Annotated in this window: 10 protein-coding genes; 5 read left to right on the plus strand and 5 right to left on the minus strand. The window is 52.9% G+C overall.

The features are described 5' to 3' along the window. Window positions 1-48: 48 nt before the first annotated feature. Window positions 49-1,227, minus strand: a complete 1,179-nt coding sequence (uxuA, locus tag VH86_RS04485) for a mannonate dehydratase (RefSeq protein ID WP_045832041.1) — start codon at window positions 1,225-1,227, stop codon at window positions 49-51. A 373-nt stretch (window positions 1,228-1,600) separates the two neighbouring features. Between uxuA and VH86_RS04490 the strand changes: the two genes are divergently transcribed. Together VH86_RS04490 and VH86_RS04495 are read left to right on the plus strand one after the other, a co-directional pair. Then, window positions 1,601-2,902: an MFS transporter gene (locus tag VH86_RS04490; protein WP_045832042.1), complete on the plus strand. Its 1,302-nt coding sequence runs from the start codon at window positions 1,601-1,603 to the stop codon at window positions 2,900-2,902. Window positions 2,903-2,917: 15 nt separating this feature from the next. Beyond that, window positions 2,918-5,311, plus strand: a complete 2,394-nt coding sequence (locus VH86_RS04495) for a TIM-barrel domain-containing protein (RefSeq protein ID WP_045832043.1) — start codon at window positions 2,918-2,920, stop codon at window positions 5,309-5,311. A 142-nt stretch (window positions 5,312-5,453) separates the two neighbouring features. On the opposite strand, the gene VH86_RS04500 is transcribed toward VH86_RS04495, so the two are convergent. Then, the gene (locus tag VH86_RS04500) at window positions 5,454-5,999 is read right to left on the minus strand and encodes an NUDIX hydrolase (protein WP_082082033.1); all 546 of its coding nucleotides are present in this window, start codon (window positions 5,997-5,999) and stop codon (window positions 5,454-5,456) included. A gap of 71 nt (window positions 6,000-6,070) precedes the next feature. Continuing rightward, window positions 6,071-6,952, minus strand: a complete 882-nt coding sequence (locus tag VH86_RS04505) for a LysR family transcriptional regulator (protein ID WP_045832044.1) — start codon at window positions 6,950-6,952, stop codon at window positions 6,071-6,073. Window positions 6,953-7,055: 103 nt separating this feature from the next. On the opposite strand from VH86_RS04505, the gene VH86_RS04510 reads away from it, so the two are divergent. Beyond that, window positions 7,056-8,150: an NADH:flavin oxidoreductase gene (locus VH86_RS04510; RefSeq protein ID WP_045832045.1), complete on the plus strand. Its 1,095-nt coding sequence runs from the start codon at window positions 7,056-7,058 to the stop codon at window positions 8,148-8,150. 62 nt (window positions 8,151-8,212) lie between these two features. Here VH86_RS04510 and VH86_RS04515 read toward each other — a convergent pair whose 3' ends face one another. After that, window positions 8,213-9,115 (minus strand): ParB/Srx family N-terminal domain-containing protein, encoded by a 903-nt coding sequence (locus tag VH86_RS04515; protein WP_038647077.1) that lies wholly within the window; start codon window positions 9,113-9,115, stop codon window positions 8,213-8,215. A gap of 132 nt (window positions 9,116-9,247) precedes the next feature. Between VH86_RS04515 and VH86_RS04520 the strand changes: the two genes are divergently transcribed. Next, window positions 9,248-9,880: a DapH/DapD/GlmU-related protein gene (locus VH86_RS04520; RefSeq protein WP_045814316.1), complete on the plus strand. Its 633-nt coding sequence runs from the start codon at window positions 9,248-9,250 to the stop codon at window positions 9,878-9,880. A gap of 2 nt (window positions 9,881-9,882) precedes the next feature. Here the strand turns inward: VH86_RS04520 and VH86_RS04525 are convergent, their stop codons facing one another. Beyond that, window positions 9,883-11,202: an MFS transporter gene (locus VH86_RS04525; protein ID WP_045832046.1), complete on the minus strand. Its 1,320-nt coding sequence runs from the start codon at window positions 11,200-11,202 to the stop codon at window positions 9,883-9,885. 281 nt (window positions 11,203-11,483) lie between these two features. Here VH86_RS04525 and VH86_RS04530 point away from each other — a divergent pair, with 281 nt between their 5' ends. Beyond that, window positions 11,484-12,776, plus strand: coding sequence for a Fic family protein (locus tag VH86_RS04530; protein ID WP_045832047.1), 1,293 nt, complete (start codon window positions 11,484-11,486; stop codon window positions 12,774-12,776). Window positions 12,777-13,179 lie beyond the last annotated feature (403 nt).

A 13,179-nucleotide genomic window follows, 5' to 3' on the forward strand; every position in this document is an offset into this window, starting at 1 on the left:
ATGGATTATAGGGTCGCCATTTATGGCGACCACAACGGCGCTAAGCTTTCAGAAATAAGCACGATGGATCGCCAGCTCCACACCGCGAATTTCCGCCAACCCTTTCAGACGACCAATGGCGGAATAGCCGGGGTTGGTTTTCTTTCTTAAATCGTCGAGCATCTGGTGACCATGATCAGGGCGCATCGGAATCAAATCCTCCTGACCGGCCGCTTTACGGCGATGTTCTTCTTCAGCAATCGCTTTGATCACGGCGAACATGTCGACATCGCCGCCCAAATGCGCCGCCTCGTGGAAGGTGTTTGGATTCTCTTCGCGTTTGGTTGACCGCAAGTGCGCGAAGTAGATACGCGGACCAAAACGTTTCACCATGCCGGCGAGATCGTTTTCAGCTAAGACGCCATAAGAACCGGTGCACATGGTGAACCCATTCGCCGGACTGGGTACGGTATCGATCATCCACTGCAAGTCTTCTGCATGGGAGACAATACGCGGTAAACCAAGAATCGGACGGGGTGGATCATCCGGGTGAACAGCCATACGAATGCCGGCTTCTTCTGCTACCGGAATAATGGCGCGCAGGAAGGTAGCGAAGTTTTCACGTAACTCAGCTTTGCCGATACCGTCATAACGGGCTAATTGCGCACGGAACTGGTCCAGCGTGTAACCTTCTTCTGCACCCGGTAAACCCGCGATGATATTGCGCGTCAGGCGGGTTTTATGCGCTTCGCTCATGGTGGCGAAACGCTCAGCTGCCTGCGCTATTTCAGTGGCGCTGTAATCCTTCTCCGCACCGGGACGTTGCAAAATGTGCAGCTCAAATACGGCAAATTCAATCTGATCGAAACGCAGCGCTTTCGCGCCATCGGGTAACAGATATTCAAGGTCCGTGCGCGTCCAGTCGAGAATCGGCATGAAGTTGTAGCAAACTGTTTTGATACCGCATTGCGCCAGATTTCGCAGAGACTGCTGATAATGACTGATCCACTTCTGACACTCACCGCTGCCGGTTTTGATCTCTTCGTGAATCGGCACGCTTTCCACCACTGACCACACCAGACCCGCCGCTTCCACGATGGCTTTACGCTGCATAATTTCGTCCACCGACCACACTTCGCCGTTAGGGATGTGGTGCAGGGCGGTGACGATGCCGGTCGCGCCAGCCTGTCGTGCATCGGCAAGAGAAACGGGATCATTTGGGCCATACCAGCGCCAGGTCTGCTTCATGTTGTTACCTCTTCTCGGCCCTGAGATGAAACTCAAGACGATTCTTATATTGGTTGACCTATTTATCAGTTAGCGCACTGTTTATGACATGAATTGCGCTTTCAGGCCCTAAAATTCGACTCTTTGACAGCGGATGTCAACCTGGTTAGCCATTTTGGTTAACCAGATCACAAATGCGGCATCTTACTGGCGACCAGATTCAGCATCTGTGGTTCACTCCTGGCGGATGGTTAGAGATGACTCACTGAAGTCGCTCCTCAACAACAAGCAGCAATTCCTGTGCGGCAGCCAGCGATATTTCCGGTTTATCGATGCCCGCGCAAAGATCACAGGATTTGTAAGCTCATGATGTTAATAAAGATTGGAGAACCAGATGAACCGCAGTTTGAATCCAGGGATCGCTGCCGCTGGCAGCAAACGCACCTTCCGCAATTTGCGCTGGTGGGTATTGGTGTTGTTCTTAGCGGGCGTTACCGTCAACTACATCACGCGTAACTCATTGGGCATTCTGGCACCTGAGCTGAAAACCAGCCTGGGCATCACCACTGAACAATATTCATGGATCGTCGGTGCGTTTCAGCTGGCGTATACCTTCTTTCAACCGATTTGCGGCTGGCTGATTGATGTGATCGGTCTCAAAGTCGGCTTCCTGATTTGTGCTTCGGTCTGGGCGGTTGCCTGTCTGTTCCATGCCGGGGCAGCGAGCTGGGTGCATCTTGCTATTCTGCGCTTTGTCATGGGTGGCGCGGAAGCTGCGGCAACACCTGCCAACGCCAAAGTGTTAGGCGAATGGTTCCCGAAAAAAGAGCGTCCGGTTGCAGCGGGTTGGGCCGGCGTGGGCTTCTCAATTGGTGCGATGCTGGCACCGCCCATCATCTACTTCGCGCACGCCTCTTTCGGCTGGCAGGGCGCTTTCCTGTTCACCGGTTGCCTGGCGCTGGCGTGGGTGGTGCTCTGGTGGTTGCTGTATCGCGATCCGGAAATTCATCCCAATCTGTCTACATCGGAACTCGAATTCATTCGTCAGGATAATGAACCTCCCGCCGTTAAACTCCCTTTCTTCAAGGCACTGAAAAGCGTTTCAAAGAATAAACGTTTTTACGGTATCGCCATTCCCGCTTTTATGGCTGAACCGGCGTGGGGCGTACTGAGTTTTTGGGTGCCGCTCTATCTGGCGAAAGATCTCGGGATGGATCTCAAGCAGATCGCCATGTTTGCCTGGATGCCGTTCCTCGCTGCGGACCTCGGCAGTGTGGCCAGTGGCTATCTGACGCGTCTCTACACCCGTCTGTTTGGTTTTAGACTGGTCAACTCGGTGGTCGCCAGCTCGGTCACCGGCGCTTTCCTGATGCTCTCCCTCGCGCTGGTGGCGATGACCAAAGATCCCTACGTCGCGATTGCGCTGATCTCGATTGGCGGTTTCGGTCACCAGATCATCTCCTGCATGCTCAGCGCGCTGGTGGTGGAGAAATTCGATAAGGGCCAGATGGCCACCGTCAACGGTATGCGCGGTTCCTTCGCGTGGATCTCCAGCTTCCTGTTCTCACTGGTGATCGGCGTCACCGCCGACAAGATTGGCTTTAACCCGCTGTTTGTCGCCATGGGCTTCTTCGACCTGATTGGCGCGGTCTTCCTGATTGCATTTATTGCTGAACGTCGCGCGCAGCGCGCCTGAATAAAGTAGGTAACAATGAAAACCTTAAAGAATTGGTCACTCACACATTCTGATCAACACCATGTTGCATTAACCGTCGATGGAAAATACACGCTGAACCTGTATGTGCTGGAATCTGGCATGTTCCGTGTCTCGATTAAACGCCAAAGCGGCTATGCGCTGGACCGCACCTGGAGCATTGCGCCAGACAGCGATGTGCCGTGGGAAGGGCGTTCGCGTGACAGTCTGGCAGGCTTTACCCTGCCAGGATTTACCCTGGAAGAAGAGGGCGATACGCTGGTGGTCTCCACCGATGTGCTGCGCGTGATTGTCCATCAGCCGCTGGCGCTGGAGTGGCAACATCGTGATAGCGCTGGCGCCTGGCAACTACTGACCTGCGACCGCCCAACCAGTGCTTACCTGATTAACGCGCACGGCGATGGTGTGGCGCACTACCAGCGTCGTATGAATGACGATGCCTATTACGGCCTGGGCGAGAAAGCCGGTGACCTGCAGCGCAATGGCAAGCGTTATGAGATGCGTAACCTTGATGCGATGGGTTATAACGCCTCTTCAACCGATCCGCTGTACAAACATGTACCTTTTACCATTACGCGCCGCAGCGATGTGAGTTTCGGTCTTTACTACGATAACCTCAGCAGCAGCTGGTTTGATCTTGGCAACGAGTTGGATAACTACCATCAGCCTTATCGCCGCTGGCAGGCTGAAAGCGGCGATATCGATTACTACCTGTTTGTTGGCAGCAAAGTGCTGGATGTCACCAAAGCCTTTGTGCGTCTGACCGGTAAAACGCTGTTTGGTCCGAAATGGAGCCTCGGCTACAGCGGTTCCACCATGCACTACACCGATGCACCGGATGCGCAAAATCAGCTGATGAACTTCATTCGCCTGTGTGAAGAGCACGACATCCCGTGTGACTCTTTCCAATTGTCATCGGGTTATACCTCGATCAATAACAAGCGCTATGTATTTAACTGGAACTACGACAAGGTGCCGCAGCCGGAAGTGATGAGCCAGGCGTTTCACGATGCCGGTTTGCGCCTGGCAGCCAACATCAAGCCTTGCTTATTGCAGGACCATCCGCGCTATGAGGAAGTTGCGGCGCAAGGTTTGTTTATCCGCGATTCGGAACAGGATGCGCCAGAGCGCTCGGTGTTCTGGGACGATGAGGGTTCACATCTTGATTTCACCCATCCGCAGGCGGTGGCCTGGTGGCAGGAAAATGTCACCCAACAGCTGCTGGCGAAGGGTATTGATTCGACCTGGAACGACAACAACGAATATGAAGTGTGGGACGGCGAAGCGCGCTGCCACGGCTTTGGTACGCCCATCGCCATCAAGCATATTCGCCCGGTGATGCCACTACTGATGATGCGTGCGTCAATGGAAGCGCAACAGCGTTTTGCCCCAGAGAAGCGTCCTTTCCTGATCTCGCGTTCTGGCTGCGCCGGCATGCAACGCTATGTGCAAACCTGGAGCGGTGATAACCGTACAAACTGGACGTCACTGCGTTACAACATCCGCATGGGCCTGGGGATGAGTTTATCGGGGCTGTACAACGTGGGTCATGATGTGGGGGGATTCTCGGGTGATAAGCCGGATGCAGAATTGTTCGTGCGTTGGGTGCAAAACGGCGTGATGCATCCGCGTTTCACCATTCACTCGTGGAATGACGATCACACGGTGAATGAACCCTGGATGTATCCGACAGTCACGCCAGCGATTCGTGCTGCAATTGAACTGCGTTATCGCCTGCTGCCATACCTCTATACCTTGCTGTGGCAAGCGCATGCTGATGATGAGCCGATGCTGCGTCCAACCTTCCTCGACCATGAGCAGGATAAACAGACCTTCGCTGAGTGCGATGAGTTTATGCTGGGTCGCGATTTGCTGGTGGCCAGCGTAGTGGAAGCAGGACAGCGTGAACGCCGTTTGTGGCTGCCAGATAACCAAACTGGCTGGTATGACTTCGCAACGCAGCAGTGGTATAGCGGCGGTCAGTGGATCACCTTGCCAGCACCACTGGAAACCCAGCCGATGTTGGTGCGAGCTGGCGCTGCATTGCCGCTCAGTCAGCGTTTGCGTCATGTGGATGCGCAAGCGGATGACCGCCGCACGCTGCAACTTTATCCATTACAGAGTAAAGGCGAGAGCAAAGGTCTGGTATTTGAAGATGACGGTGAGTCCTGGGGTTATCAGCAGGGCAACGCCTTGTGGTTAAGCTGGGAAATGCGCAGCGATGCCGAAGCGATTCACCTGAGCTTCCAGCGTAAAGGCGATTACCAGCCAGCCTGGAAAACGCTGCAGATCGCCTTGCCAGCCGGAGAACGACGCCAGCTTTATATTGATGGCGTAGCGGTTGAAAAAGCGGATGCGCAAAAGGTGCTGGCGGACATCGCGAGTCACTAATTGCCAGCCTTAAGGAGGAGTGTGCAGCAATGCGCACTCCTCAAACTCACGGCGTCCGGCCTTAGCAGCGCGTCCTGGGAGTAACACGCAATAGCTTCATCAGTTCGCTATTCATAAACGGCGCCTCAAACTTAACTTTTAATTAATCTATCAACCCTTTCGCCCGCGCCAGCAAAAACGCGGTCACGGAGGTGGCATCGGTGACTTTCCCTGCCAACACCAGTTGCAGAAACTCGCTGATCTTCATTTTTCGCGCGGTCAGCCCAACTTCTTCCGCATCCAGGCTTTGTCCCTGATAGCGCAACTCGCTGGCAAGGTAGATGTGGTATCCCTGCGCTGAATATCCCTGTGCCAGTTTTTGATAGCCAACATACTGCCAGCGATCGGCAATTAACCCGGTCTCTTCTTGCAACTCGCCAGCGGCCAGTGCTTCTGGTGTGGCGCCAGGATCAAGTTCCCAACTGCCCTGAGGAAGTTCAATGGTGCGTTCACTGATGGGATAACGGTACTGCTCCACCACGAAAATACTGTCCTGCTCTACCGGAAGAATCACCACAAAATCGTTCTTTTCAATCACTGAGTAGATGCCTTCACTGCCATCCGCCCGTTGAATTTTATCTTCTTTAAGCGTCATCCAGCGATTGCGATAGATTTCTGTCGATGCGAGGGTGTGAATTTCAGGTTTCAAGATGGGCCTCCATGAAGTGAATCATTGAATCAATGATTTAAGCTTATAACGGCGGCGCGAGAACAGAGTATTTATCTGTTTTTGTCCATTACTTGTTTCAGCGCATTAAGAAATACCGTCACGCGTGCGGGTAATTGTCGCGTGGTAGGGAACAGCGCCCAAACGCCGAGCATCTGTGGTTGGGCATCGATTAAATCGATGGCGACCAGTGTGCCTGTCGCCAGTTCTTCCCTTATATCCCACTCGGATAACTGCGCAATGCCGCTGCCGGCCACACAAAGTGTGCGCACACCCTCCACGTTACTGCCACTAAAACGCCCCTCCACGCTTAAGCTTGAAATATGTCCATCAATGATAAAGCTCCACTGCACCACACCGGAAAGTCGCAGGCAGTTATGCCTGTGAAGATCATTCAATGTCTGAGGCGTACCAAAGCGTTGCAGATAATCGGGGGAGGCGCACAGCATACGCGGGTTGTCAGCAAGACGATGAGCAACCAGACGGGAGTCACGCAGCGGTGCAATGCGAATGGCGACATCGTAGCCCAATCCCACCAGATCGGTCACATCATCACTGAGCTGAAATTCAATGCGCAGTTCGGGGTTCGCCTCCATTAAAGCAGGTAACAAAGGGATGATGGTGCGACGGCCAAATCCTGAAGGTGCCGTAATACGCAGTTGCCCGGTCGCACCTTGCTGGTGTGGGGAAAACAGATTGCGTGCGCTCCGCTCGGTTTCCGCCAGTGATTTAGCGTAGGGCAGAAACTCTTCCCCCTCTACCGTTAGCGCGATAGCGCGGGTGGTGCGGTGCAGCAGCCGCACGCCGAGATCTTCCTCCAGCGAGGCCAGCCGCCGCGACACTGTCATCGGCGTGGTATTTAGCCGACGTGCTGCCTGCGTCAGGCTACGTGTTTGCGACACCATCAGGAAAACCTCAATATCTTTGGAGTTCATCTTAACGATTTCCGTTATACAGACGTATCATCTTTGGCCATTTTTGCGCTTAATGCGACACACTATACTGCGCACTGACGATAATCAGGAAGCACAAGGCAAAATGGCCGATAAACACTTATTTCAGAGCGGCACGTTAAATCGCCTCGCCTTGAAGAATCGCATCATGGTTGCGCCCATGACACGCATCTCTGCCACGGTGGATGGCGTGCCAGGCGAGCGTATGAAGCACTATTACACCCGTTTCGCTCGCGGCGGTTTTGGCACCATCATTACGGAAGGATTGTATATCGATGAAGCCTGGTCGCAGACTTACGCGTTCCAGGCCGGTTTAGTGAATAGCCGACAGGTCGCGGGCTGGCGTGCCATTACGGATGCAGTGCATCAGCATGGCGGCAAAATCATCGCGCAACTGATGCATGCAGGCGCGATTTCCCAGGGCAATATCTACCGCCGCGATACCCTTGCCCCCTCAGCCGTGCAACCGCGCGGAGAACAGCTGGGCTTTTACCATGGTCATGGCGACTATGCGTTGCCGACAGAAATGAGTGAGGAGCAGATTCAGCAGGCAATTGACAGTTTTGCCGAGACTGCCGCGCGCGCGATTGGTGTAGCCGGATTTGATGGCATTGAAATTCATGGTGCGAATGGCTATCTGCTTGATCAATTCTTCACAGATTACACCAATCAGCGCCACGATCGCTGGGGCGGCGATATCACAGCACGCTTGTCGCTGACCCTGGCGGTGATCCGAGCGGTACGCCAGCGCATTGGTCAGGATGTCACCTTAGGTGTGCGTATTTCACAGGGTAAAGTGAATGATTTCCACCATAAGTGGTGGGAAGGGGAAGCGGGCGCAAAGCAGGTGTTCCGTCTGTTAGCGGAGTCGGGCATTGATTACCTGCACCTCACCGAATATGACGCGCTGCAACCCGCGTTTACTGACAATGCACGCTCGCTGGTGCAGCTTGCTCGCGAGGTGGCACCCAGTCTGACCATTGTGGCAAATGGCTCGCTGTCAGACTGCCATCGTGCCTCACAGGCACTGGAACAGGGGGCTGATTTTGTGGCGCTGGGTAAAAGCGCGCTGGCCAATCCTGACTGGCCGATGCGTATCCGTGATACAGCGCCATTGCGTGAGTTCGATAAAAATCTATTAGCTCCTTCAGCAGATGTGAAGGATTGCGAGTTGGTGTAATTATTTAACCGCGCTAAAAGAGGGTGATAAGCACGGGTGTAATGCACACCCCGTGCTTGCCATTACTGTTTGAACGCCCAACCCAATTTGCCATCTTCAGAAATCAGCTTGTCCAATTTCTTCTCGTTCACCTTTTTCATTGCGCCGAGCTTTTCAGCGGTCAGCGCACCGCTATCGCTTTGCGCAATTACCGTGTCTTTGGGAATATCCGTGATTTTTTCGGCAATAGCACTCACTGCTTTGCCATAACCTTTGCGATCGTGCAGATCGAATGATTTCAGCGGCAGCTCAGTCTCCAGCCATTTACCCCAATAGAATTCAAGGAACGGCGGGGGATTGTCCTCTTTCTCGAAGCCGATATCGCGCACGAAATAGACCAGCGAACGATATTCGTCATCCTGCATATATTTACGGCCGAGTTCTTTCGGCAGGTCATGCGGGGTGATTTTGCCTTTGGGCGTATCCAGCCAGACCAGATGCGCGGCCTCCATTTGCTGCCAGAAAGCACTCATGGTTTTCAGATTGCGGAAATCATTGGTGATGCGCACCTGCACGCGTGTTTTCAAGCCACCAATGTCAGCAAAGTTACTGAAAGTGTGGTGACCATCCGTGAGGTAGAGTGCATTATCCGGGGCGATGACGGCGGTTTTCATCGGCCCTGGCTGCGCACCCACCGGGGCTTTACAGGTGAAGCTGTCTGGATCTGAGATGCGTGATTTGCTGTTGAACTTGTCTACGCCTTTCTGTCCCATGCTTTCACAAAAATCATCGAACAGCTTTTTGGGATCGGCCTGGTAACGGTGCAGTTTGTAATCCAACTGGCGGTACCCAATCGCGGCTTGCGTGGGATGCAATTGTGATAACTGCACCTGCACGATATCACCCGCTTTGATATCAGCAGGCAGTGCCGCTGACGCCTGACCAGAAGACCACAATAGTGCTAACAGTGACCACGGTGTTCTCATTCCCTTTCCTTAAATGGCCGATAACGAAGCCGCTACGATAGCATTTCTGTCATCTTGCCGCTTTAGTGTTGTGCTTCGCCGTTGACCTGATACATCCCGTTATCCAGACCTCTGACCACATTGGAGCTTGCTATGGCCCTTGCCGCTGTCCAACCGGCTAAACTGCAACACACTGTCATCGATCCTAGCGTGCGTATGCGCGAAACCCACATTGGTCAGCAATGTGAGATTCTCGCCGAGAGTTATCTTGAATATAGCGAATTGGGTGATTTTTCTTACCTGGGCGAGCACTGTTGTGTCGCTGATGCGCAGATTGGACGTTTCACCGCGATTGCCAATCAGGTGCGTATTGGGGCACCGAATCATCCGATGGATCGCGCCTCCCAGCATCGTTTTACCTACTGCCCGGAATATTATGACCCTCAGGCACAGCGTGATGCGGGTTTTTTTGCCAACCGTCGAGAGGACCGCGTCATCATCGGCAACGATGTGTGGATCGGTCATGGCGTGATTGTGTTACCGGGCGTGACCGTCGGCGATGGTGCGGTACTGGCTGCTGGCGCGGTGGTTACTAAAGATGTGGCACCTTACACCATTGTTGGCGGCGTGCCTGCGAAACCCATTCGTGGCCGTTTCACCCCGGACATCGCGGCTCAGTTGCAGGCGATTGCGTGGTGGAATTGGCCGCTAGAGAAGCTGATGGCACATCTGGCGGACTTCCAGTCGCCAGACATTGCTGCGTTCTGCCAGCGGCACGCGGTGTAAAATTACAGCGCCTGCTGTGCTGCTACTGCCGGTGCATCGGACTGCAGGCGTTTCTCGGGTTGCAACAGCGTCATCGCCAGCATACTGCCAAAAGCTATGCAGGCGGTGACGGTGAACATCGCGTTGTAACCGTAATATTCCGCTAACCAACCGCACAACATTGGAGAGATGATCGAGGCGAGATTGGCAATCGCCAGCGTCATGCCGCTATAAGCACCTACTGAGGCCTTCGGCGTCACATCAATCACTACAGACCAATACACGTTATTCACCAGCGCATTGAGCGCGTTACCCAGCGTCATCAGTGCGATGATACCTGTCGCTGAACTCATCCATGGAATCGCCATAAAACAACAGGCGGTCGCGCAGAGCGTGATGGCCGCAAAGACATTCCTTGCGAGGCGAAGATTGTTAAAGCGTGCCAGCAGTCGATCGGCAATACGCCCGCCGAGCAGGACAGTGAAGCAGGCACCGCTCCATGGAATCATTGCCACGTACCATAACGAATGCAGATCGTAGTGGAAGTTATCCTGCAGATATTTAGGCAACCAGGTCACCAGGGTGAAGGTGATATAGAGGAAGCTGAAATAACCGAGCGCGTTGCACACCAGGGTACGGCTGGTGAAGAAGCGCCACCATGGCAGCGCGCCGTCATGTTGGTTTTCACGCTTTTGTCCATTGATAATTAGCTGCCGTTCAGCCACGTTGGCGCGCGGGTGCAACAGCGGCGTGTCAGTAAAGTTACGCGCAAACAACAGCATGGCCAGCAGAGAGAAAGCACCCAGCAGAATAAACATCATCCGCCAGTCGTTGGTTAACAGCAGCAGTCCTACGGCAATCGGGGCCGTTAACAGCGAACCGACCTGGGTGCTCAGCAAACCGATGCTCAAGGCAAAACCGCGTTCATTATCTGGCGCCCAGTGAGCAATGGTTTTGTTCATCAGCGCATAGGCTGGACCTTCGGAAAAACCAAACAGGATTCGTAACGCGGCAAACCCCATAATGGCTGAACCACCAAATATGGCCATGCCGACTTCTCCGGCCCATGCAGTAGCCATTTCCAGCAACGACCACAGGATGCCCGCCATCAGCCACACCTTTTTAGTACCAAGTCGGTCGGCAAGAAAACCACCACACAGCGAGCCAAACAGATAACCGAAACCGAAATAACTCAGCACCGCGCCCAGTTGGACTTTGCTGAAATGAAACTCTTGGGAGATGGCGTTAGCAGCAAAAGAGAGCGCGCCGCGATCAACGTAGTTAATCAGCGCGATCAAAAACAGCAGTGAAAAAATTGTGTAGCGAGTAGAGGATGCTTGCATAGCGCGACTCCTGAAAAAGAACACAGAAATCATTAAGCAAAGCTGATGCCAAAATGGTAAGGCTGCTAACAACTAGTGAGAGTCTGCAAGGAAAGCCCCAAATGTAATAAGGGTGATCAACAGGTTGCTCATGGTTAGACTCTTTGCACCAGCATGATCACATAAGCGTTCTTTTATAGTGCGGGGAGTCATCAATTTTTCATTTTTACATGAATGCAATATTGGTAACCGCGCACCCTCTCAAGTAAACTCAAAAGTGACTATTTTTGAGATTGCTTGAGATGAGATTACGCCGCCCACCCAAACAACTGCTTGATACCCAGACCCACGCTGAGACAGTGGAGCTGCTAAGTCGCTATGCTGAGTGGGATATGCGTTATCTGCATTTCGACGAGCTTAGCCGTCGTATCCGGGATGCTGATGAACGGTTGGCCGTGTGGAGCGCGTTAAAATTTAAACGGCAGAGTAGTGCTCAGCACTTCGTGATTGCGTCACAGGAAGTGAGTTGCAACTTTACCGCCAAAATTAACGCGGCCATTTCTCTGGTGGATCGCATGACCTTTGCGCGCAACGGTGAGCCGACTGATGAAGACGCGGCTTCCTACCTGATGTCCCAATTGATCATGGAAGAGGCGATTTCTTCCAGCCAGCTTGAAGGGGCCGCAACCACCTCGCGGGTGGCCATGGAATTACTGGCGGTAGGAAGGGAGCCCCGCAACGAAGATGAGAGCATGATCATGGGGAATTGGCGGCTGATGCAGAATATTGCCGCAATGGGCGAGGGGCCGCTGACCCGCGCCGATATCCTGCATATGCATCACATCGCCTGTTCCGGCATCAATGACGAAAAATATCGGCCCGGGGAAGTGCGCAGCAACAATGACGTATTTGTCGCCGGGCGAGATGGCGAAATCATTCATCAGCCGCCCGATTATGCCGCATTGAATGGCATGCTGGATGCGTTATGCGCTGAAGTTGAGTTTCTTGAACAGCAGGATACACACCCGTTGCTGGTCGCGTGTATTCTGCATTTTGCCATTGGTTACATTCATCCCTTCAATGATGGTAATGGACGTACGGCTCGTGGCTTGTTCTATCATCATTTGATCCGTCGTGGCTATCACGCCTTTCGCTATATTTCGATCAGTAAACTCCTCAAGGCTGCCGCCGTTAAATACGGAATGTCTTACCTCTACAGCGAAACGGACGAGCTTGATCTTACCTATTTTGTCCAATTCCAATGTGAAGTCGTCATGCGCGCCGTGCACGCTTTCACAGAGCAAATTACCACGCTGCATCAGGAACGGGCGCGCCTGGTGCATTGGGTCGAAGAGAATATGTCGTTGGCGAAAGGTGAGCTGGATATCATGGCGATTGCGCTGCATGCGCCGGGTTCGCTGTTGAGCGCCGCAGGGGTGAAGGCAAGACTCGGTATCGCAGATAATACCGCGCGCAGTCGGTTAAAAAATCTGGCCGATCAAGGCTTATTGAGACCGATTAAAGAGGGTAAGGGCACGGTGTATCAAGCGCCGGTCTCCTTATGGAAACTCAAAGAGTGGCTGAAAAAACGTTGAGATATCGCAAGCAATCGCAAAAAGCATAACTTTTGCGATTGCTTGCGATCTCATTTAAGCCCTTCATTAGCGATATTTAGCTCTGACAGGCACAGCATCCTCTACGGCAAGATGACACTACTACCCTCCAAACTCACTTAAAACGATAATTCATACGGTTCCCGTTATCAAAAAATGCGATTTATCCTCACTAATGATTAATTCTCACGACGAAAAATAAAACGTGATTTCAGTCACACATTGAACTCGACGGGATTCATCAGTCATTAGCCCGGCTACATTCATAAGCGGAGCTAACGACACACTCAGCAACGGGTTTTTACTGTTCGATAACGTACGTTAAAATTCTGTTGAGTTTATGTAGGTTTATTTTGGGTGGTATTTGATGAAAAACGTTGAGGGA

This window comes from Pantoea sp. BL1 (genome assembly GCF_000963985.1).
Lineage (GTDB): Bacteria > Pseudomonadota > Gammaproteobacteria > Enterobacterales > Enterobacteriaceae > Pantoea > Pantoea rwandensis_B.

What these genes read in the sequence shown, in the direction of transcription:
- uxuA (WP_045832041.1), bottom strand. Translation starts at nt 1,227, where the DNA reads ATGAAGCAGACCTGGCGCTGGTATGGCCCAAATGATCCCGTTTCTCTT.
- VH86_RS04490 (WP_045832042.1), top strand. Translation starts at nt 1,601, where the DNA reads ATGAACCGCAGTTTGAATCCAGGGATCGCTGCCGCTGGCAGCAAACGC.
- VH86_RS04495 (WP_045832043.1), top strand. Translation starts at nt 2,918, where the DNA reads ATGAAAACCTTAAAGAATTGGTCACTCACACATTCTGATCAACACCAT.
- VH86_RS04505 (WP_045832044.1), bottom strand. Translation starts at nt 6,952, where the DNA reads ATGAACTCCAAAGATATTGAGGTTTTCCTGATGGTGTCGCAAACACGT.
- VH86_RS04510 (WP_045832045.1), top strand. Translation starts at nt 7,056, where the DNA reads ATGGCCGATAAACACTTATTTCAGAGCGGCACGTTAAATCGCCTCGCC.
- VH86_RS04515 (WP_038647077.1), bottom strand. Translation starts at nt 9,115, where the DNA reads ATGAGAACACCGTGGTCACTGTTAGCACTATTGTGGTCTTCTGGTCAG.
- VH86_RS04520 (WP_045814316.1), top strand. Translation starts at nt 9,248, where the DNA reads ATGGCCCTTGCCGCTGTCCAACCGGCTAAACTGCAACACACTGTCATC.
- VH86_RS04525 (WP_045832046.1), bottom strand. Translation starts at nt 11,202, where the DNA reads ATGCAAGCATCCTCTACTCGCTACACAATTTTTTCACTGCTGTTTTTG.
- VH86_RS04530 (WP_045832047.1), top strand. Translation starts at nt 11,484, where the DNA reads ATGAGATTACGCCGCCCACCCAAACAACTGCTTGATACCCAGACCCAC.